The organism is Psychrobacter sp. TB55-MNA-CIBAN-0194 (assembly GCF_040309505.1).
Taxonomy (GTDB): Bacteria; Pseudomonadota; Gammaproteobacteria; order Pseudomonadales; family Moraxellaceae; genus Psychrobacter; species Psychrobacter fozii.
This window is the reverse complement of record NZ_JBEOOW010000193.1, coordinates 1-279: the sequence shown is the minus strand read 5'-3', so window position 1 is coordinate 279 and position 279 is coordinate 1. Positions and strand designations below refer to the sequence as shown.

The following is a 279-nucleotide window of genomic DNA, read 5'->3' as shown; positions in this document are numbered from 1 at the left end:
AGTTAAGGCGCCATTCATCATAAACTTCATGTTGCCAGTGCCTGAGGCTTCTTTACCCGCAGTCGATATTTGCTCAGATAAATCGGTACCCGGACATATTTTTTCCATGGCACTAACATTGTAGTTGGGTAAGAAAGCCATCCGTAACAATGGCGACACCAGAGGATCGGAGTTAACCATATGGGCAACATTATTGGCCAACTTAATGATTTGTTTTGCCATGGCATAACCTGGCGCCGCCTTACCACCAATCAACACACAACGAGGCACCATATCTTG

General features: G+C 45.5%; 1 protein-coding gene. It reads right to left on the bottom strand.

From position 1 onward, the window contains the following. On the bottom strand, nt 1-279 hold a 279-nt coding region (locus AAEY75_RS14795), incomplete at both ends, for a glycogen/starch/alpha-glucan phosphorylase (protein WP_352259992.1).